This window comes from Acinetobacter sp. GG23 (assembly GCF_057766365.1).
In genome coordinates, this window is the sequence record NZ_JBYMDJ010000009.1 from 88,832 (window position 1) to 107,686 (window position 18,855).

At 40.3% G+C, this 18,855-nt stretch carries 16 protein-coding genes; 9 read left to right on the top strand and 7 right to left on the bottom strand.

All coding sequences use genetic code 11. The features are described from left to right. Position 1 precedes the first annotated feature (1 nt). The gene (locus AC3CAU_RS14070) at positions 2-730 is read right to left on the bottom strand and encodes an ABC transporter ATP-binding protein (RefSeq protein WP_131215520.1); all 729 of its coding nucleotides are present in this window, start codon (positions 728-730) and stop codon (positions 2-4) included. A 56-nt stretch (positions 731-786) separates the two neighbouring features. Between AC3CAU_RS14070 and AC3CAU_RS14075 the strand changes: the two genes are divergently transcribed. Further along, on the top strand, positions 787-1,371 hold the full coding sequence (locus tag AC3CAU_RS14075) for an arylesterase (RefSeq protein ID WP_447054331.1): 585 nt from the start codon (positions 787-789) through the stop codon (positions 1,369-1,371). Between the two features lie 35 nt (positions 1,372-1,406). Here AC3CAU_RS14075 and AC3CAU_RS14080 read toward each other — a convergent pair whose 3' ends face one another. Beyond that, positions 1,407-2,021, bottom strand: a complete 615-nt coding sequence (locus AC3CAU_RS14080) for a carbonic anhydrase (protein ID WP_131215524.1) — start codon at positions 2,019-2,021, stop codon at positions 1,407-1,409. A gap of 309 nt (positions 2,022-2,330) precedes the next feature. On the opposite strand from AC3CAU_RS14080, the gene AC3CAU_RS14085 reads away from it, so the two are divergent. Together AC3CAU_RS14085 and AC3CAU_RS14090 are read left to right on the top strand one after the other, a co-directional pair. After that, on the top strand, positions 2,331-3,362 hold the full coding sequence (locus AC3CAU_RS14085) for an alpha/beta fold hydrolase (RefSeq protein ID WP_424621086.1): 1,032 nt from the start codon (positions 2,331-2,333) through the stop codon (positions 3,360-3,362). Positions 3,363-3,376: 14 nt separating this feature from the next. Next, a complete protein-coding gene (locus tag AC3CAU_RS14090) occupies positions 3,377-4,384 on the top strand; it encodes a hypothetical protein (RefSeq protein WP_131215528.1) in 1,008 nt (335 codons plus the stop codon). A 39-nt stretch (positions 4,385-4,423) separates the two neighbouring features. Here the strand turns inward: AC3CAU_RS14090 and AC3CAU_RS14095 are convergent, their stop codons facing one another. Continuing rightward, positions 4,424-6,478 carry a TonB-dependent receptor domain-containing protein gene (locus AC3CAU_RS14095; protein ID WP_447053450.1) on the bottom strand — a complete coding sequence of 685 codons (2,055 nt, stop codon included), beginning with the start codon at positions 6,476-6,478 and terminating at the stop codon, positions 4,424-4,426. A 173-nt stretch (positions 6,479-6,651) separates the two neighbouring features. Then, complete coding sequence (gene nfuA / locus AC3CAU_RS14100; RefSeq protein ID WP_067868192.1) at positions 6,652-7,290, bottom strand: Fe-S biogenesis protein NfuA; 639 nt, start codon at positions 7,288-7,290, stop codon at positions 6,652-6,654. Positions 7,291-7,449: 159 nt separating this feature from the next. Between nfuA and AC3CAU_RS14105 the strand changes: the two genes are divergently transcribed. The 3 genes from AC3CAU_RS14105 to AC3CAU_RS14115 all read left to right on the top strand — a co-directional run bounded on the left by AC3CAU_RS14105 (position 7,450) and on the right by AC3CAU_RS14115 (position 10,892). After that, entirely contained in the window at positions 7,450-8,067 is a 618-nt protein-coding gene (locus tag AC3CAU_RS14105; protein WP_131215532.1) for a rhomboid family intramembrane serine protease, read from the top strand. A gap of 157 nt (positions 8,068-8,224) precedes the next feature. Beyond that, entirely contained in the window at positions 8,225-9,175 is a 951-nt protein-coding gene (locus AC3CAU_RS14110) for an ABC transporter substrate-binding protein (protein WP_131215534.1), read from the top strand. A gap of 166 nt (positions 9,176-9,341) precedes the next feature. Next, the gene (locus AC3CAU_RS14115) at positions 9,342-10,892 is read left to right on the top strand and encodes a hypothetical protein (RefSeq protein WP_447053451.1); all 1,551 of its coding nucleotides are present in this window, start codon (positions 9,342-9,344) and stop codon (positions 10,890-10,892) included. A gap of 225 nt (positions 10,893-11,117) precedes the next feature. Here the strand turns inward: AC3CAU_RS14115 and AC3CAU_RS14120 are convergent, their stop codons facing one another. Beyond that, positions 11,118-12,737 (bottom strand): inorganic phosphate transporter, encoded by a 1,620-nt coding sequence (locus AC3CAU_RS14120; protein WP_447053452.1) that lies wholly within the window; start codon positions 12,735-12,737, stop codon positions 11,118-11,120. A gap of 430 nt (positions 12,738-13,167) precedes the next feature. Here AC3CAU_RS14120 and metH point away from each other — a divergent pair, with 430 nt between their 5' ends. From metH to AC3CAU_RS14135, 3 genes are all read left to right on the top strand, one after another. Then, a complete protein-coding gene (gene metH / locus AC3CAU_RS14125) occupies positions 13,168-16,860 on the top strand; it encodes a methionine synthase (RefSeq protein ID WP_447053453.1) in 3,693 nt (1,230 codons plus the stop codon). 96 nt (positions 16,861-16,956) lie between these two features. After that, on the top strand, positions 16,957-17,463 hold the full coding sequence (locus tag AC3CAU_RS14130; protein WP_447053454.1) for a YfbU family protein: 507 nt from the start codon (positions 16,957-16,959) through the stop codon (positions 17,461-17,463). Between the two features lie 2 nt (positions 17,464-17,465). Next, a complete protein-coding gene (locus tag AC3CAU_RS14135) occupies positions 17,466-17,933 on the top strand; it encodes a hypothetical protein (RefSeq protein WP_447053455.1) in 468 nt (155 codons plus the stop codon). Positions 17,934-18,033: 100 nt separating this feature from the next. Here the strand turns inward: AC3CAU_RS14135 and AC3CAU_RS14140 are convergent, their stop codons facing one another. Further along, positions 18,034-18,402 carry an endonuclease domain-containing protein gene (locus AC3CAU_RS14140; protein WP_447054332.1) on the bottom strand — a complete coding sequence of 123 codons (369 nt, stop codon included), beginning with the start codon at positions 18,400-18,402 and terminating at the stop codon, positions 18,034-18,036. Continuing rightward, positions 18,398-18,835: a hypothetical protein gene (locus AC3CAU_RS14145; RefSeq protein WP_424621099.1), complete on the bottom strand. Its 438-nt coding sequence runs from the start codon at positions 18,833-18,835 to the stop codon at positions 18,398-18,400. The genes AC3CAU_RS14140 and AC3CAU_RS14145 overlap by 5 nt, the downstream gene beginning before the upstream one ends. Positions 18,836-18,855: the final 20 nt, after the last annotated feature.

Consider the following 18,855-nt stretch of genomic DNA (forward strand, 5'->3'; position numbering starts at 1 on the left):
TTCAGCCCTCACCGTTACGATGTTCAATTAGACGACCATCCAGCAATTCAAAATGTCGCTGACATTGCTCGGCCAGTTTTGGATTATGGGTTACCAAAACTAAGGTCGTCCCAAATTCACGGTTCAGCTGAAATAACAATTGCTCAATTTCACTGGCGGTTTGTGTGTCTAGGTTACCTGTAGGCTCATCTGCGAAAATGATTTTCGGGTCGCTAATTAAAGCACGCGCAATGGCCACACGCTGTTGTTCGCCCCCCGACAGCACTTTGGGAGTTTGGGTCGCCTGACGTTCTAAACCGACTTTTTTAAGTAGGGCCAATGCCTTTTTCTCAGCAGCTGCAAAATTAAAATTGTTCTGTAAGCGCAGCGGTAACATCACGTTTTCTACTGCTGTTAAATGCGGCAATAACTGGAAAGACTGAAATACAAAACCGATATATTTTAAACGTACCAACGCACGCTGTTCTTCATTTAATTCAGCGACAGACTCTCCACACACCACCAATTGCCCTGAGCTGGCTTGATCCAGAGTGGCTAAAATTCCAAGCAAGGTCGATTTTCCTGAACCTGAACGTCCGGTAATAGCCACTTGTTCACCCGTCTGGATTTCAAAGTTTAAATTTTCAAAAATGCACAGTTCTTTTTGTACAAGTTTTATCTTTTGTGTCAGTTGCTGGGCAGAAATAATCACTTGTGGCATGATGGAAGGGTCGCTCGTAACTTGGGTCATAAAATCCCTATATGCAAAATCGCAATTTAAGAACTCGTGTATTTGCTTGCTTGGCGATGTTCAGCCTGTGTCTTGCTCCAGTCGTGGTGTCTGCTAAAACCATTATGATTCTGGGTGACAGTATTAGCGCGGGTTATGGAATTCAGGCACAGCAAGGTTGGGTGCATTTATTACAAAAACGTTTAGAGCAACAGTATCCGAAACAACATAAAGTGGTCAATGCCAGTGTCAGTGGTGAAACCACCAGCGGTGCTTTGGCGCGCTTGCCTAAATTATTGCAAATCCATAAACCGCATATTGTAGTGATTGAGTTAGGTGGAAATGATGGTTTACGGGGTCAATCCCCGCTATTGATTCAAAAGAACCTGGCTCATCTCATTCAACAAAGTCAGCAAGCTAAAGCCACAGTGATTGTTTTTGGAATGAAAATCCCACCGAATTACGGTACAGCTTATAGCAAGGCCTTTGAAAAAAATTACCAGATTGTGAGTCAACAATATAAAGTAAAATTGATGCCATTCTTTTTAGAAGGAATTGCAGGCAAGAAAAACTTGATGCAACAGGATTTAGTTCACCCGAATGCCAGCGCACAAAGCATTTTACTGAACAATGCCTATCCCTATATAAAAGGCGCTTTATAAAGCGCCTTTTGTTCGATTTGAAGCTTGATTCAATTTTAAAAATCAAAAAACAAAACTTCACCCGTTTCTAGAGAGTATTCTGCACCAACAATTTTCAACTGCCCTTTGGCAATCAGGCATTCTAAAACTGCAGAACCATGGCGCAGCTGATTTACCGAGGCAAAGACATTAGAACGAACTGCATGTTTCGACAGTTTAGATAAATCGTTTTTCAATTCAGTTTGCATCAATGTCTCAACCGATGGGCGAACACGGTTTACAATAGACATCAGATTTAATGAGGGTGGATGATCCGGATTCATTAAGGTATCAATGGTCGCTTGAATAGCGCCACAATGACTATGTCCGAGTACAATCACAACAGCGCAATCATAACGTTCTGCAGCAAATTCCACGCTGCCTACCTGTGAGGGTGCAACCACATTCCCTGCCACACGGATCACAAATAAATCGCCTAGACCCTGGTCAAATACCATTTCCGCAGGAACACGAGAATCTGAACAGCCCAAGACGATGGCAAAGGGATTTTGATTTTCTGCCATCTCTGCCCTTTGCTGATGTGACAGTTGTTTGGGGTGTGTCGTTTCCCCTGATACAAAACGCTGGTTCCCTTTTTTTAAACGATCTAAAGCTTCTTCTGCTGTTAGCATGCTGGTCTTCCAATGTTTGAAGTTGCAATATTTTAATGCGATGAAATTGGAATGTCACTTGCAAAAAGAATAGCTGATTAATTAATAACAAAGTTACAAAATATTTTATTTCGCTCATAAATTTGATCTGGTGCACACTTTTATAGCTTCACGTAACGGACTTCAAGAAACAATTAAGTGACATTTCTACAATAATACTTACAATAAAATACAGACATTTTAAAAAAAATAAAATGCAGTCAAAATCAGATGATTTTTAAAGGGTAAGTTAGAAAAATGACCGTCATTTACACATAAGGATAATGATCAATGACACAGCCTCACTCGACTTTATCCCGCTGTTTGCAGATGGCCTGCTTAGCCATTTCAATCAGTGTGCCGCTTTTTTCTCATGCAACTATAAATAAAAAAATCTTCGTTGCTCAACCTTCATTCGAAAATTATTTAGTGAAAGAGCGTAGTGCGGCCGGCTTACGCAGTAAAACGATTAAAATTGATGATATTACCTGGAGCTACAGTGAAGGTGGCTCCAGCAATAAACCTGCGGTATTGCTTATTCATGGCTTGGCGGGAAATCGGGACAACTGGAATGGTGTGGCACATTTTTTAACCCCCTATTATCACGTAATTATTCCAGACCTTCCAGGCAATGGTGAAACCAAAGTTGCGGATAATTTTGATCTGTCTATTCCCAATGTCACGGAACGCTTGCGCCGTTTTGTTGAAGCCCTTGATGTGGAGGACAAGCTGAATATTGCAGGTCACTCGCTAGGTGGCTCAATTGCAACTGTTTACGCATCACAATATCCATTTGATACGCAAAGTCTTTTTTTACTTAATAGTGCAGGCATCTATAAACAGGCCAATACTGCCTATACCAAAGACCCTTATTTTTTAAAGCATCTGATTGTGTCCAAACCGGGGGATTTAGACGATGTCATGGCTCAAGTCATGCAGAATCCACCGGATTTACCCATTTATTTTAAAAAAGCCCAAGAAAAAATACTGATCTCTCAATCATTGCAATCCCGTAAAATGATTGATCAATTAATCACCCTAAGTCGTATTTATACCCCGGAATCCTTTGCTCGACTGACACGAACCATTGAAGCCCCCACGCTCATTCTTTGGGGCAAGCAAGATAAAATTATTAATGTGGAAGCGGCAAATGAATTACAATCTTTATTGAAGCGTGCCGAAACGCCTGTTATTTTAAATAATGTTGGACATATGCCTATTTTAGAAGCAGAACAACAAGTGGCGGACCACTATTTACCTTTTCTATCCAAAACCCAAAAGTTAAAAAATCCACTTGCTGATAAACTTATCCCTTTAAATTAGCTTATAGAGACAGTATGCCGAAACATCCGATGATTGAGCAATTGATCGAAGCTCATCTTGAATTTTTAGAACAAGAATTTTCACATACTGCCACTATTCAAAGCGAATTTTTAAATTTCTATCAGTGGTTTAGAAAACAGACCTTGCAGGATATCTGGTCATTTGAACAAATCAATGCACTCTTGCAAAAGCAGGTTTTAGCCACTCCCGCGAGTCACTTTTTAATTGAGCAAATTACCGAACATTTTCGTTTTGCTTTAATTCATCCTGCCAATGAAAACACGCAAATTGCAGATGTGATTCCGGTATTAACCGTCGATAAAATTGCCCAATATGTTGCGAGTAAAAGTGGTCATCGTCAACGTCTGATTAAAACTGTGGTCAACAGCTCTGCTTTTTCAGCCATGATCACACAGTTAATTCAACATTCAATACAGGATTATCTGGATAATTCGGTGATGGCAAAACGGGTTCCGGGTGTGTCGCGTTTTATGAAAATGGGCAAATCGGTTTTAGAAACCGTGACTGACTCAAATCTGGATGAAACTATCGGCCATTATCTACAAAAGAATATTTTAAAGCTCAGTCAAATGAGTGAGCATGTGTTAAATCAACATTTTGATGATGAAAAGCTATATCACTTCCAAGCCAATCTGTGGCATAAAATTAAAGATCTGCCTCTAACGGTTTTAAAGAATTATATTGAAATTCAAGACCTACCTCATACTGTGGGCTTAGGGCATGAAATTTGGGATCATCTGCGCCAGACAGAATACCTAAAACAGCAAGTTCATGATGGTATCTATGCCTGGTACACCCGTAATCAGGAACGTAGTTTTGACTTGTTAATGCGTGACTTAAATATTGATGAGGCTTTAATTCAGCATGAATTGCAGCATTTACTAAATCCTGTAATTCAAAAGCTAGTTTCATCTGAATACTTAGGCATGCGTGCACGCGCATATTTAGAAAAGTTTTATTATGCAGAAACTGCACAGAAGATTTTAAATATCCAGTCATGAGAAAAGCCGCTTCAAGCGGCTTTTTCTTTATTCAACTTATCAGAAATTGGCGACAAAACTAATGCCATAACGGCGTCCATCTAAAACCTGATCGCCATCTGCATCTTCTGCTTTTTCATCAAGGATGTTATAAACCCCGAATTTACCTTTTAAGCTTGGGGTAAATTGGTAGTTAAAACCGACATCCAAGAATTGATACGCAGGGGTCGGATCAGACATTGCTGCACGACCTAAATAAGAAGACGTTTCACTACGATAATGTAAGCGTGTCCAGACGTCCAGAGCATCATTGATGTTGTAATCCACGGTTGCATTAAATATATGCTTTGGCATTTGATTTAATGGCTGACCTTTTAAATCACCTGATTTCTGCTCGGTTTCCGTATAGGTGTAATTAGTATTTAGGTTTACCCCTTCCGCAAGCTCGGTGTCAAATGAAGCCTCCACACCTTGCATGATCGCTTCATCCACATTGATGCGTGAACTGATAAAGTTCCACAAGCGGACATTCCCCGTCGCTGCATCAATGCGACCAAATGGGTCTGCACAGGTCCATGTTGCCGAATCACTGTTACTCCCATTTGAAGATGAGCAATCGCGTATTTCTGTAATTTTATCTTTATATTCAGTATAGAAAGCAGTTAAAGAGGCTTTAGACTTGTCGCCCTGCCATGCGGTGCCAAGTTCATAGCTCAACGATTTTTCCGGTGTTAAATCGTCATTCCCCATAATAAAGGCACTGCCTTTACCGGTCACAGAGTGTACATCACTTGATGATTGTCTTAAGTCGGGTTGTTTATAACCGGTAGATACCCCGCCCTTAAATGTCCAGGCATCTGTCGGGTTATACACCCCATATAAACGGGGTGAAAAGTTGCCATCATAATTTTCATCGTGATCGTAACGCAAACCTGTGGTTAAATTAAAAGTATCGGTAATTGACCAGGTATCTTCTGCAAAAACTGCAAATCCCCAACGGTCTAATTCAGTTACAGGCATCTCTAGATTTTGATTGGTAGCACGGTCAACCAGTGACTCATTTTTAAAATACAGACCTGAGATTAAATTGTGATTGCTCAACTGCCAATTCCACTGGGTATTGGCCAGCCAAGTGTCGAGCTCGATTCCGCTTAAACCTGAAGTGCTGTTTTTGCGATCGGGATTTTTTGATTTTTCATATTGAATATAAGAACTGCTATTCAGTACATCGCTATATCGGCCATTATGAGTTAAGCCGAAGACTTCACGATAATTTCGACCGTATGAATCTGTTCCCGTACTTAGAATGGTTTGACCCGCGGTAGATTCAGATTCCTGTTTCGTGAAATTCGCGTCAAACTCTAAATCATGATTATCATTAATTAAATAAGTCAGTCTGGAATTTAGACTTTCCACTTCCGTACCGCGGAAGCCACCTACATAGCTGTCTTCTTCACGCTTTTGCTTATTCACTCCAAGCTGCATGCCGAGTTTATTTTCAATCAAAGGCCCGGCTAGATAGACCGAAGCATTTTTGATATCTCCAGAATTATTAGAATCCTGTAAAACTGTTCCGAGTTCAGCTGTTCCCGACCATTCATCACTGACTTTTTTGGTAATGATATTAATTACCCCCCCCATAGCATCACTGCCATATAAGGTAGATGCAGGTCCTCGAATCACCTCAATACGTTCAATCGATGCAATCGGCGGTAAGATATTTTTTTCAAAACCACTGTCATCGCCATTTGGATTCACGTCTTTAGAAGATTGACGTTTGCCATTAACCAAAAATAATGTGTAACTTGAACTCATACCACGAATACTGACCGTTTGTGCAGAACCGGCTCCCGAAATCACCACACCTGGCGTATTTCTGAGTACGTCAGTAATATCATTATACTGTCTTGCTTCTAGTTCTTCCTGGGAAATCACAGTCATGGATGCGGGAGCTTTACTTACATCCTGTTCATAGCCTGCTGCTGTAACAACTATTGTTTCTAACTTGACCGGATTAGCAACAATAGTTGTGTTTTGATCGGCTGCAAATGTAACTGAAGTGAGAACAGATAAAATTGAAAGTGACAGTGCAGATTGAACAATACGCTTGGTCATTCAAGTTTCCCCAAGTAGCAAAATAATAGATAAGTAATGAAATTTTCGTTGCACATTGTAACAAACAATAAACGTATTGCAATTATTATTGATAACTATTCTCAATATCAATTATATTTTAAGCAAAAAATAACCTCCATAAAGGAGGTTATTTTTAAAGTACTTTCAGATTTTTACTTAAAGTAAGCACCTTCAGTATTACTGTGGTCAGTTTGGTCAACCACACGTGACAACTCGGGAACATGTTGTTTTAAAGTAGTTTCAACACCTTGTTTCAAGGTCAAGTCAATTGATGAACAACCTTGGCAACCACCACCAAATTTCAATACAGCAGTTAAGCCATGTTCTTCATCTTCAATAATTTCAACTAAAGCACAGTTACCGCCATGACCTGCAAGACCCGGGTTAATTTCAGACTGAAGTACATAAGTGATACGCTCTTCAATCGAAGCATCGGCCCCTACGCGTGGCACTTTTGAATTCGGTGCGCGGAATGTCAATTGACCACCAAAACGGTCTTTATTGTAATCAATCACCGCATCCAGCAAATATGGAATTGATGGCGCATCAATATATGCGGCAAAGTTTGGATAATCTTGTTTATAGTCTGTAGGAATCACTTCTTCAGGTGCACTATATGCCATACAACATTCAGCACGAGGCGTACCTGCATTTTCCACAAAAATACGTACAGCAATGCCCGGAGTATTCTGTTTATCAAGCAAATCAAACAAATACTCTTGTGCCGTTGGCGTAATCAATAAATTTGGAATTTCTTCTGCAACTGCAGCGCTGATGTTATCAGTCGACATAATCATATTTCCTCAAGCTGAAGTTATCATTTTAACTGAAGATGCGGGGTAATAAAAAAAATTCAACTAAAATTGTCGGAATTATTATAAAAGTTCATCTTAACACTTCATTTAATGGCATTATTAGTTATAAATATTTAAAAGTTGAACTTTCACTTTATGCTAGATTTACCTTTTAACCATACTGTTTGCCTGATCCTGATTACAGTGGCTGTTTCACTGATTGCATTTTCAAATCAGAAGGTCATGAGCCGGCTTATTTTTTGGCCCCCTGCGATGCAGCGTGGACAATATGACCGCTTTATCACCCATGGTTTTGTTCATGCCGATGGCGCACATCTGATCTTTAATATGATTACGCTATTCTTTTTTGGGAGCGTGATTGAAAGTTTTTACCGACAGTATTTTTTTGATCTTGGCTTTGTATTGTTCTACTTAGGCGGCTTGATTGTTGCCATTGTTCCGAGTTATCTCAAACATAAAAATGACCATCGTTGGGCAAGTCTAGGCGCTTCCGGTGCGGTTTCGGCAGTCTTGTTTGCTTATATTTTATTTGAGCCGTGGAAACTGATTTTTGTATTCTTTATTCCTGTACCGGCAATTATTTTTGCAGTTTTATATGTCGCTTACAGTATCTGGTCAGGCAAACGTGGCAATTCCAACATCAACCATAGTGCACATTTATGGGGTGCGGCTTATGGGGTAATCATGACTATTATTCTTGAGCCTCGTATAGTGCCCCACTTTTTGAATAAGTTGATGCAATTACCTTTCTAAGCTAATTTGTTCAGCTATGAATAGTCCAAGACGCTGAATTTTCAGCGTCTTTTTTCCAATAAAAATAAAATAATTTCCATTTGTTAATGATTATTATTTAACAATATTCGATTCTCTGCTACTCTTTTGCACAAATTTAAGAGAACATGACTTGCGAATGAATACTAGAGTTTTATTTTTAAGCGCCATTTTGGCTTCAGTAGGATTAAATGGTTTGGCGCATAGTGCAAGTTTTAATCTGGCAACCAACAAACAAAACATTGAACTCAAACAAACGCCAAAAAAAATTGCAGTGTATGACCTCTCCATTTTAGATACTTTAAATGCTTTAAATATTCAGGCTCAAATTGTACCTAAAACTACATTTACAGGCAGCTTGACCTCATATAATCAAGCACAATTTGTTAAAGCAGGCAGTCTTTTTGAACCTGATTTGGCTCAATTAAAACAGTTAAAACCCGATTTAATTTTTGTAGGGGGTCGTTCAGCGAAAACGCTTGAAAGCTTGCAACCGATTGCCGCAACGGTCGACCTTTCTCCCAATACCGACCAGTACATGACTGATTTGAAAAATCGCACCTTGAATCTTGCTAAAGCCTTTAAGCGTGAAAATATTGCCAATAAAAAATTAAAAGATTTGGAACAGCTACAACAAAAAGTGCAGCAACAGACTGCAAGTAAATCAGCAATGATGCTCTTTGCTGGTGGAGATCATTATATGCCGCATGCAGCAAATGACCGTTTTGGTTTTATCTATGAGTTAACGGGTTTTAAATCTGTTCTTCCCCTGACTGAAAAAACCGATGCCGCTCGACCTGAAGCTGGATCAATACAGGCTTTAGCTGCCCAAAAGAAAAATGCAGAACTGTTAGAGTCTGCCATTCAACAGAATCCGGATTATTTAATTGTGCTGGATCGTGGCGCCGTAAATACCCAGAAATATGCTACAAAGCAAGGTATTAAAACCCATCCTATTTTAGGGCAGTCTCAAGCCGTGAAACAGAATCGGATTATTTTTGTGAATGCTGATGCCTGGTATATTACAGGTGCAGGTCTGGATAATACTGCATTCATGCTGAAAGAAATCGCTAAAAGCATTTCGAAATAATACTGAAATGATAAAGCTTATACATTAAGGAGCTTCGGCTCCTTTTTACTGGGTCTTTTGAAAAAGATTTACACAATTTGTCATTAAATGCTACCCATCAAATCAATTTGGCATAGATAATGTAGACATCTGTATATTAATGATCAAAAAAAACGAGATTTTTTGCATGTCTACTTCACTAGATGGTCTTCAATTCCCTATCAACCCAAGCAGCAATAAAGCCAGCAGCTCCCAGACAGGCAAAGAAATTATTGCTGAAGCTTTATCTATTGTTGACAACAAGTCATCTATAAATGCACTTGGGGAAAAAAACTGGCGTAAGCATTATCCTCTCTATTTTAAGGCCTTGGTTGAACAAGGTATTCGAACTCTCAATAATCCAATTACCATTGCCAAACAGGGCTTGCACAAGGCCCATCATAGCTTTGACTTTTATAGGAATGGTCAGCGCTATTTACTTAAAGATATTATGAAGGATATCGATACAGCCAATCTGTATACCATCCAGCTAAAAGGTGAAAGTGAGGCTGCCCCTGAATGGTATGTGCCTTATAAAGGGCAAAAATTACAGGGTCAGGCTTTACTGGATCAAATTCAAATCTGGCAAGATGCTGGCATTATAGAACCAAGCCATGCGGATGCTTTACGTGCGGCACATGCCCATCCCGAATGGTTTGATCTTTCTGATCGCACTATGGTCTTATTTGGTGCAGGTTCTGAAGCCGGTCCCCTAACCTGGCTATCCAAATGGAAAGCCAACATTGTAGCTGTCGATTTACCCAATAGTCGCGTTTGGGACAGAATTTTAAAGACCATTCAACAAGGCAATGCAACCCTGTATGCACCTTGTGCGGAAAAATTGGCGGAAGATACTCCAACTGCTACGCTAAAAGAAAAATTGGGGGCCGATTTACTCACTCAAACACCTGAAATTGCCCATTGGCTGATCCAAAGTGAACGTCAGCTAGACCTTGCAGCCATTGCCTATTTAGATGGTGAAAAACATGTCCGGGTATCCATGGCCATGGACAGCATTATGCAGTACGTGAGTGAGCAAAAGGCTGACACCAGTTTAATGTTTATGTGTACCCCAACCGATGTTTATGCCATTCCTAAAGAGGTTGTAGAAGCTTCAAATCTCAAGCTCCTACAGCGCTCAAAATCGCAACGTATTATCAGTGAAAGCATTTCCATGCTTTCTGCCCAGCACTTTTTCAAGAAAAACCTGGATGCATTAATCAGCTCTGATAATGGTCAAAAATATGGTATTGCAGACTGTCTGGTGGTTGAGCAAGGGCCAAACTATGCTTTGGCAAAACGAATTCAGCAATGGCGCGCAACGCTGGCACGTCATTATGGACAACGTGTCAGCATCAATATCGCGCCTTCTACCACTACCCGTTCAGTGACTAAAAATCCGTTATTGAAAGCCGCATTTAATGGGGCAAGTCTGTTTGATGTGGAATCATTTAATCCGGAAACCACCAATGCACTGATGGCTGCATTATGGGTTTATGACTTGCGTCATCCAGAATCGGTAGCCAACCCGGAAACACCTTTGGGTCATCCATTAGAATTGATGATGAAAGGTGCCAATCATGGCGGTTTATGGCGTGTAGCTTATTTGGCCCGTACCGCGCTGCCTTTTGCCGCACTGTATGGCTTTGCCAATGAAAAATTGCCCATCAAGAAGCTATTAAAAGTGTTTAGGAAATAGGATTATTCTCTATTATTATTATTTTAGAAAAACTCCCTTTCCTGTTAGGAGATGAGAATTCTCAGAATATATTCTAAGCTCGCAAGGGAGAGGCTTAAATCATATTTTATATTTAATTCTCTCCATGTCATACAGAATATATTCCTCCTCCCAAAGGGAGAGAGCAATAAGTATGAGCCATAAAAAAAAGCTGCAATTGCAGCTTTTTTATTTCAAACCGAGATCTTAAACAAACTGCAAGAACAACCAGAACAGACCACCTGATAAACAAATGGTAGCAGGTAGCGTGAAAATCCATGCTGAAAGAATGGTTCGTACCATCTGGAAGTTTAAGCCGGATTTGTTGGCCACCATGGTACCTGCAACCGCACTGTTTAATACATGTGTTGTCGATACCGGCATACCCAAGCCATCTGCTGCCGCAATAGTGGTCATGGCAACCAGTTCAGCTGACATGCCTTGGCCATAAGTCATGTGGTCTTTACCAATACGCTCACCCACAGTCACTACAATTCGCTTCCAGCCCACCATGGTTCCAAGACCAAGCGCAAGCGCTACTGCAACTTTTACCCAGGTCGGAATGTATTGCAAGAATGAATCGAGGTTTTTACGGTATTCCTTGACTGTCTTGGCTTGACTTTCTGACATTGCAGGAAGCTGCTTAGTTTTATCTAAACGCTTGAATGCAGTCGTGCTTAAGTACATATCATTACGGATAGTCGAAACTTGTTTTTCTGGAATATCTTTTAAATCACCATATTTGGCAACGTGATTACCCAAGTGATCGGTCAAACTTGCCAAAGCAGGCACCACTTCAGGTGACATTTCTTTAGTTTGAATATACTTGGTCAACACTTCACGCGCTTGTGTATCCGGAATATCTTGATGATTTGGATAAATAACTGCCGCAGTTTGCACAGATAACTGTTCAAATGATTGGATATGCTGGGTGTCCAGGTTTTTATTCAATGAGTACGCCAAAGGTACACAACCGATCAAGATCAGCATGATTAAACCCATGCCTTTTTGACCATCGTTTGATCCATGCGCAAAACTTACCCCAGTACAGGTAAAAATCAAGATGGCACGAATTAAAGGCGGTGGTGGTTTGTTGCCTTCAGGGGGTTTAAAAAGTTCAACTTGCTTTTTAAAGATTTTTTTTACCAATAAGAATACTATTGCAGCAAAAGCAAAACCAATTAAAGGCGAAAACAACAAGGCTTTACCGACTTTAATCACTTGGTCCATATCTACGCCACTGGCACCATTACCCATGTGCAGGAGGTAATTCATAATGCCCACCCCTAAAATCGAACCGATTAAAGTATGTGAACTAGACGCAGGAATACCCAAGAACCAGGTACCCAAATTCCACAGAATCGCCGCAATCAGCATGGCAAAAACCATGGCAAAACCAGCACCAGAACCGACATTCATAATCAGTTCGACAGGCAATAAAGCAATGATGCCGTAGGCTACTGCCCCACTTGCCACCATCACTCCAAGGAAATTACAAAAGCCTGCCCACATCACAGCAACAGGGGCAGATAAAGCATTGGTATAGATGACTGTCGCTACCGCATTGGCAGTGTCATGAAAACCATTAACAAATTCAAAGCCTAAAGCAATTAACAACGCAGTCGCTAAAAGAATAACGGAATATAAACTTAATGTCGGGACATGTGACAAATCAGCTGAAAGTTGAAAGCCGATGTACACCAAAGTAGAAATAATAACCGTGAGAAACACCGGCATAAAAAATTTCGGCGTAGCAACATGCACATTCGTCGATCTTGCTGGTGCTGATGGCACCTGGTCTTGGACGGGAGGAATATTAGAATTCATGCAGACGGTTCAAGAGGATAATAAAATCCCCTTATTGTTCAATTTAATTGTGACAATTATATGACAAAAGGATGCCATATAAAGCCAAATTTCAATAATTGGCTTAATTTAACTCATTCAACTTTATCTTGATGAGCCGAACTGTTTTAAATCCATCAATTTGCATTATTTAAAGCTAAAAATAGTTTGTGCCTCAATATTTCAAAATGCATGAATACCTTTAGACAAGATATTTCTAATAATCAAATTACCCAGCTTGTCGTTATCTGTAGCCGATCATAGCCTGCTGATATTTCAATTCGATGAAAAATTCGGCACTAACGGGCTTATTTTAAGCTGTGTGTCACGATGTCGGCTGAATATTCCTCAAAGGCAGTGTAATTCTGCTAAAATGATGCCCATTTTGTATTCCATCGGATTGGGGTTATTTATGTCCACGCTTGCCACCCTGAAAGAGCTTCTCGCCAAACGCATCCTGATTATTGACGGCGCTATGGGTACCATGATTCAACGCCATAAACTAGAAGAAGCGGATTATCGGGGTGAGCGTTTTGCTGACTGGGCATCTGACCTCAAAGGTAACAATGACCTTTTAGTCCTGACTCAACCGCAGATTATTCAAGGCATTCATGAAGCCTACCTAGATGCTGGTGCAGACATCATTGAAACCAACAGCTTTAACGGCACACGTGTTTCAATGTCTGACTATCACATGGAAGAACTGGTTCCGGAAATTAACCGTGAAGCAGCACGTATTGCTAAAGCGGCTTGTGAAAAATATTCAACACCAGATAAACCGCGTTTTGTTGCCGGTGTGCTTGGCCCGACATCGCGTACCTGTTCGATCTCGCCCAATGTAAATGATCCGGCATTTCGTAACATTAGCTTTGATGAACTGAAAGATAACTATATTGAAGCGGCCCATGCCTTAATTGAAGGTGGCGTCGATATTCTGCTCATTGAAACTGTATTCGATACGCTGAACTGTAAAGCGGCTATTTTTGCAGTCAAAGAAGTATTCAATCAGCTCGGTTATGAATTGCCGTTGATGATTTCAGGCACCATCACCGATGCTTCAGGTCGTACCCTGACCGGCCAGACTGCTGAAGCGTTCTGGAACTCGGTTCGTCATGGCGACTTGCTATCTATCGGCTTTAACTGTGCCTTGGGTGCAGATGCGATGCGTCCGCACGTTAAAACCGTTGCAGATGTGGCCAATACCTTTATTTCAGCACATCCAAACGCAGGCTTACCGAATGCTTTCGGTGGTTATGATGAAACCCCTGAACAAACTGCAGCATTTCTTAAAGAATTTGCAGAAAGTGGCTTGATCAATATCACGGGCGGTTGCTGTGGTACAACTCCGGATCATATCCGTGCCATCTACAATGCAGTAAAAGACATTGCGCCGCGTCAGATTCCTGAGATTAAACCAGCCTGTCGTTTAAGTGGTTTAGAGCCATTCAACATTGATGAAAATTCTTTGTTCGTCAACGTGGGTGAACGTACCAACGTGACCGGTTCAAAAAAATTCGCGCGTTTGATTCGTGAAGAAAACTATACCGAAGCTTTGGAAGTTGCCTTGGATCAAGTACAAGGCGGTGCACAGATTGTCGACATCAACATGGATGAAGGCATGCTGGATTCACAGGGAGCGATGGTTAAATTCCTGAATCTGATTGCCTCTGAACCGGATATTTCCCGTGTGCCGCTGATGATTGACTCATCAAAATGGGAAATTATTGAAGCCGGCTTGAAATGCGTACAAGGTAAACCGGTTGTAAACTCGATTTCCCTAAAAGAAGGTTATGAGGAGTTCGTACATAAAGCACGCCTGTGCCGTCAGTATGGTGCAGCAGTTATTGTCATGGCATTTGATGAAGATGGTCAGGCTGACACGGCTGCGCGTAAACGTGAAATCTGTAAACGTTCTTATGATGTGTTGGTAAATGATGTCGGCTTCCCTGCTGAGGACATTATTTTTGACCCGAACGTATTTGCGATTGCAACAGGTATTGAAGAACACAACAACTATGCTGTCGATTTCATTGAAGCAACCGGTTGGATTAAGCAAAATCTTCCACATGCCATGATTTCTGGTGGCGTATCTAACGTATCATTCTCTTTCCGGGGGAATGAACCGGTTCGTGAAGCCATTCATGCCGTGTTCCTTTACCATGCCATTCAACAAGGCATGACCATGGGGATCGTGAATGCGGGTCAGCTGGCGATTTATGATGACATTCCTGCTGAATTAAAAGCTGCGGTTGAAAATGTAGTATTGAACCAGAATCAGGGCGAAAGCGGTCAGGATGCCACTGAGAAATTACTTGAAATCGCGGAACAATACCGTGGTAAAGGCGGTGCGCAGCGTGAAGCTGAAAATCTGGAATGGCGTGAACAGTCTGTTGAAAAGCGTCTTGAATATGCTCTGGTTAAAGGTATTACCGCTTATATTGATATCGACACTGAAGAAGCACGCTTACAAGCCACTCGTCCTTTAGATGTGATTGAAGGTCCGTTGATGTCGGGCATGAACGTGGTGGGCGACTTGTTCGGTGCAGGTAAAATGTTCCTGCCACAAGTAGTGAAATCTGCACGTGTAATGAAACAAGCCGTGGCCTGGTTGAATCCGTACATTGAAGCGGAAAAAACTGAAGGTCAGACCAAAGGGAAAATCCTGATGGCGACCGTTAAAGGCGACGTGCACGATATTGGTAAAAATATTGTCGGCGTGGTACTGGGCTGTAACGGTTACGACATTGTTGACCTTGGCGTAATGGTATCTGCGGAAAAAATCCTGCAAACCGCGATTGATGAAAAAGTCGATATTATTGGTTTATCTGGTTTGATTACACCTTCACTGGATGAAATGGTCTTTGTTGCCAAAGAAATGCAGCGTAAAGGTTTCCATGTGCCGCTTATGATTGGTGGTGCGACGACGTCTAAAGCACATACAGCAGTAAAAATTGACCCGCAATATTCAAATGATGCAGTGATTTATGTAGCAGATGCTTCACGCGCAGTCGGTGTTGCGACTTCCCTGCTTTCACCTGAAATGAAACCCGAGTTTATTAAAGGTTACCGTGAAGAATATGCCAAAGTACGTGAGCGTATTGCCAACAAGCAACCAAAAGCAGCAAAACTGACTTATACCGCTTCAATTGCAAATGGCGTTAAAATTGACTGGACGAACTATGTGCCACCTAAGCCAAATGTTCTTGGTCAGCAAGTTCTAAAAAATTATCCGCTTGAAACTTTGGTGCCATATTTTGACTGGACACCATTCTTTATCTCCTGGAGTTTGGCAGGCAAGTTCCCTGCAATTCTGACAGATGAAGTGGTGGGTGAAGCAGCAACAGATTTGTATGAACAAGCGCAAATCATGTTGAAAGATATTGTAGAGAACAAGCGTTTTGATGCACGTGCCGTATTCAGTCTTGCTCCTGCAAAACGTACCGGTGCAGATACGGTCTCGATTTACGATGAAAATCAAACCGCAACACACAAGTTTGAACATACTCGTCAGCAGTCTGACAAAGTTTCAGGTAAACCGAATTTCTCTTTAGCAGATTTCATTGCGCCAGAAGATACCAAGCTTGAAGATTACTTGGGTGGTTTCACGGTATCGATTTTTGGTGCGGAAGAAATGGCGCATGAATACAAAGCCAAAGGCGATGATTATTCTGCAATTTTAGCTCAGTCTTTAGGTGACCGTTTTGCAGAAGCCTTTGCGGAGCATTTACATGAGCGTATCCGTAAAGAGTTCTGGGGTTATCAAGCGTCTGAACAATTGTCGAATGATGAACTGATTAAAGAGAAGTATGTCGGGATTCGTCCTGCACCGGGTTACCCTGCCTGCCCAGAACATTCTGAAAAAGCGACTTTGTTTAACTGGTTAGATTCGACCAATGCCATTGGTACCGAACTGACTTCTAGTTTTGCAATGTGGCCGCCTTCAAGTGTTAGCGGTTTCTATTACAGCAACCCTCAGTCTGAATACTTTAATGTTGGTAAGATTGCACAGGATCAGTTGGATAGTTATGCAGAGCGTAAAGGCTGGTCAATGGATGAAGCGAAGCGTTGGTTAATGCCAAACTTAGATGATTCGATTGAGATTTAATAATTTTGAGATAAAAAATCCCCTCAATTGAGGGGATTTTTTATATACAACTATTATATTTTTGCTAATATTTAAAAGAACCTTTGAGAATAAAATATGCAACTAACTAAAATTGAAAGACTTAATTTAATTCATCAATACTTAATTCTAGAAAAGCTATACCCTGAATCTCAACCCCATTATTCAGAGTTAAGACAAGCTTTAGAAGATGGATATTCACTACATTACTCTTGGTGCTTTGAATCTTTAGGAAATGATATGCCTGAAGATGAATGTAGAAAAGTTTTAGATATCCTTGATATGTACAGAGCAATTGCCTTCAGTTCTGAAAAAATCAAATCCACTAAAGTTACTGAGCATTATTATAATATCTTTAGAGGTTTTGATGGAAATGAAGAAGGTCAATATATGCAATACACCAATTTTTTTATTAAAAAATTAGGTCGATTTGATGAGCTGTTATATGGAAATGAAAATAGATCGTTCAACTCACATAGTAATATGCTTAAAAGATACTCAAGAATGCTAAATATTTGGATCAATGAAATGAATAAGAATTACGATTTAAACGAAGAACAAATATTAAAAATTCTAGAAGCTTAAATATGGAATTAAACACAGGACTTACATTGCTTTCCGTTGTTTGTACAGGGGCAACTGTTTATTATACTTTTACATCCAAGAAATACTTTACTGTTGTTCAAGAATACTTTCAAACTGTTAAAAAGCATGAAATAAATAACACTTTAAAAGTAGCTGCTGCTGAAATGAAAAAGTTCGGCGCTGGATGTACTGAAGCTAGTTTAAAAGGATTATCTCCTAAGTCACATTCTACAACTTGCTCAAAGGTACAAGATGTAATATCAGAACTTAGACGTAATCAAAAATCTTTACGTACTAAATCTTTTAAAGTAGATGAGATAGTGAATGAACTAGATAATCTTTTATTGATTTTCTCTAGAATTGCTGTTGTAGAGACTAGTTTGTTAATGACTAATGGCAAGCCATTGTACGATAAACTCAATGAATTAGAATCCCACTTCGACCCTTCAACCTCTATTCCAACTCATTAAAGTATGTAATCCCTCCTAACCTCCCTTTAAAAGGGAGGAACTCCTTGAATTCTATGTCGTCATTAAATTTGTGTGAAGTCCCCCTTTATCAAAGGGGGACTTAGGGGGATTCTAATAACCGAGTAATCACGTCATAAATTACTTGAACCACCACATCCGTTTCGTTCAAAATCTGCTGATTATCAAACCTCAACACCCTCAAACCTAACTCTGCCAAAGCAACATCACGAATAGAATCGGCTTTTAAACCTTCAATTGTATAGTGCTGCCCACCATCACATTCAATCACCAAATTGGCTACTGGACAGTAAAAATCCACAATGAAATTTAAAATTGGTTTCTGCCGATAAAACTGTAAGCCTGATATTTGCTTACTACGTAGCAGTGGCCACAACAGCTTTTCAGCTTCAGTCATGTTGTTACGTAAATCGCGTGAGGGTTGTTTTAAGTATTTATTGTGGGGTTTAATTTTTTCTCACTCTTATCTCGACCACATTCCAATGGTGCATCATTTCCCGTATAAAAATAAAATATACAAATAGATAAAAATGCTCGCTACTGTGCTGCTCTACATAATATTCAGTATGTTCAACAAATTCATTAAAGGCATGTTCAAGCTTTATTCGGTCTATGACTGTTTCATTGTTAAAGAACAGTTCTGATAACTGCTGCATAAATTCATCAGAAGTGTCAGCTACTCGCTGAATTTTATAATCGAATTTAAACTGTTCGAGTATTTCCTCAACCCTATAAATTATATTTTCTAAAGCCAAAGCATCCAGCTTTTTATCTCGAATACTTTCTGACTCAATATCATTTAAACCTTTAGCAACTTTAAACGGCTGTCCGTTAATATCAAACTGGACAGCATCTCGACCCAAAGAAAACTGGATTTTTTCCATGACAGCAATTCCAAAAAATT

Bases quoted from the DNA above. Each gene is read 5' to 3' on its own strand.
- AC3CAU_RS14070 (WP_131215520.1), bottom strand. From the start codon at position 730: ATGACCCAAGTTACGAGCGACCCTTCCATCATGCCACAAGTGATTATT.
- AC3CAU_RS14075 (WP_447054331.1), top strand. From the start codon at position 787: ATGTTCAGCCTGTGTCTTGCTCCAGTCGTGGTGTCTGCTAAAACCATT.
- AC3CAU_RS14080 (WP_131215524.1), bottom strand. From the start codon at position 2,021: ATGCTAACAGCAGAAGAAGCTTTAGATCGTTTAAAAAAAGGGAACCAG.
- AC3CAU_RS14085 (WP_424621086.1), top strand. From the start codon at position 2,331: ATGACACAGCCTCACTCGACTTTATCCCGCTGTTTGCAGATGGCCTGC.
- AC3CAU_RS14090 (WP_131215528.1), top strand. From the start codon at position 3,377: ATGCCGAAACATCCGATGATTGAGCAATTGATCGAAGCTCATCTTGAA.
- AC3CAU_RS14095 (WP_447053450.1), bottom strand. From the start codon at position 6,478: ATGACCAAGCGTATTGTTCAATCTGCACTGTCACTTTCAATTTTATCT.
- nfuA (WP_067868192.1), bottom strand. From the start codon at position 7,290: ATGTCGACTGATAACATCAGCGCTGCAGTTGCAGAAGAAATTCCAAAT.
- AC3CAU_RS14105 (WP_131215532.1), top strand. From the start codon at position 7,450: ATGCTAGATTTACCTTTTAACCATACTGTTTGCCTGATCCTGATTACA.
- AC3CAU_RS14110 (WP_131215534.1), top strand. From the start codon at position 8,225: ATGAATACTAGAGTTTTATTTTTAAGCGCCATTTTGGCTTCAGTAGGA.
- AC3CAU_RS14115 (WP_447053451.1), top strand. From the start codon at position 9,342: ATGTCTACTTCACTAGATGGTCTTCAATTCCCTATCAACCCAAGCAGC.
- AC3CAU_RS14120 (WP_447053452.1), bottom strand. From the start codon at position 12,737: ATGAATTCTAATATTCCTCCCGTCCAAGACCAGGTGCCATCAGCACCA.
- metH (WP_447053453.1), top strand. From the start codon at position 13,168: ATGTCCACGCTTGCCACCCTGAAAGAGCTTCTCGCCAAACGCATCCTG.
- AC3CAU_RS14130 (WP_447053454.1), top strand. From the start codon at position 16,957: ATGCAACTAACTAAAATTGAAAGACTTAATTTAATTCATCAATACTTA.
- AC3CAU_RS14135 (WP_447053455.1), top strand. From the start codon at position 17,466: ATGGAATTAAACACAGGACTTACATTGCTTTCCGTTGTTTGTACAGGG.
- AC3CAU_RS14145 (WP_424621099.1), bottom strand. From the start codon at position 18,835: ATGGAAAAAATCCAGTTTTCTTTGGGTCGAGATGCTGTCCAGTTTGAT.